The 1,526-nt window shown below is 57.1% G+C and carries 2 pseudogenes; one reads left to right on the top strand and one right to left on the bottom strand.

Going from position 1 to position 1,526, the window contains the following annotated elements:
* Positions 1-93: 93 nt before the first annotated feature.
* Positions 94-984 (bottom strand): annotated as a pseudogene (locus DD606_RS25145) (IucA/IucC family protein); the annotation flags it as partial.
* 137 nt (positions 985-1,121) lie between these two features.
* Between DD606_RS25145 and DD606_RS25140 the strand changes: the two are divergent.
* Positions 1,122-1,526: pseudogene (locus DD606_RS25140) on the top strand (MFS transporter); the annotation flags it as partial.

Genomic DNA, 1,526 nt, shown 5'->3' with positions numbered 1-1,526 from the left:
GCTGCAAATTGCCACTCTGCACCAGCCTCAGCAGGGTTTCCTGCTGCTCGCGCCAGAGATGCTGCGTATCAGGATCGTCCTGGCTTAGAAGCGAGACAGCGTGCGCACGGAGTTGGTCAGGCGCACGCTCAGGGAAAACTTAATCATGTCGCTGTTGGTTTCACTGTACAGCGAGCGGGAAGAGCTGGTGGGTAGCCATGGCGCACCGGCTTCGCCCAGATCGCGCAGGGCGCCTTTTTCTACCAGACGCTGGCACCAGTCCTGCTCCAGCAGATAGTCGGCCTGCCACGGGTGCATCGGCAGTAGCCAGCAGGTGTCGGTGAAGTGACCGAGAAGAGCCGGCGCGCTCTGCGCTGCAAAGCGCAGCAGACGTTCCCGCAGGGAGACATTCAGGCTGTCGCCGGTAATCAGCTCATGCTCAACCGCAAACCAGCGCAGCGGGAAGCGGGAGGCGAAATCCGGCAGATAGCGACGCGCCTCGGCCTCGTTAAACGGCTCGTGCGACTTTGGGGCAGGATGAAAAGCATGGCCGACCAGCAGCGCCTGTTCCGCTTCGGCAAAGGTCAGCGGCTTATCGCGCAGGTTTGCCCAGTTGTGGCGTAAATCAATGGCCTGCCAGGTGTGTGTATGGCTTTCCAGGACGCGCTGCTTAAAGCGAGCCAGCGTATCGGCATCCAGAGCGCCTTTAACCGTCTCTTTTTCAATAATTAAATCAATCAGTTGATGGAATGTGACCGTGTCACCGCCGTCGCTGTCGGCCTGAATCAGCGTTGCCGGGAAAAGATACTGGTGATGCTGTGTGGGGGAGAAATAGCGTACCGGAACCCGAATGGCCTGGGTTGGGGAGAGCGGGATATGAATCAGTGATAACTCATCCGCACGGGTTGCGGGAAGATAGTGCCAGTCCTTCGTTTCGCGCAGTAGCGCGTTCAAAAAACACTGGGCCGCAACATCTGTACCGGCGGAGCGGGGCAGAGTACGCATGTTGTACCTCATTCCATGACTGATAATAATTCTCGTTATGATATTCATTCTGTTTACAGTGGCAACTATTTTTGCAATATTTGTTTTCATAAACTTCATAATTTCCACACATTTATTGACATTATCTTCACAATTTTATGCGCACCCGTACCGAGAATCTCACTGATGTTGTGGCCCCCAAAGCTAACTGGCCCCTGGCACTGGGCGCCGGTTTATTAGGTATTGGACAAAACGGTTTGCTGGTCATGCTGCCGCAGCTGGTCTCCCTGACCGGATTGTCGCTCTCCGTCTGGGCCGGGCTGTTGATGTTCGGCTCGATGCTCTTTTTACCCGCATCGCCCTGGTGGGGACGCCAGAGTGAGCGGCACGGCTGTAAGATCGTTATGCTGGCCTCGCTGGGCGGCTACCTGGCGAGCTTCGTCGTGATGGCGCTGGTAGTCTGGGCGATGGCGAACGGCGCGCTGAATGCCCTCTGGGGAATGGCGGGCCTGGTTCTGTCGCGCATGCTGTACGGCCTGACGGTATCGGGGCTGGTGCCTGCG

This window comes from Enterobacter cloacae complex sp. GF14B, assembly GCF_004136805.1.
Lineage (GTDB): Bacteria > Pseudomonadota > Gammaproteobacteria > Enterobacterales > Enterobacteriaceae > Enterobacter > Enterobacter hormaechei_C.
This window is presented reverse-complemented; position numbering and strand designations above follow the sequence as displayed.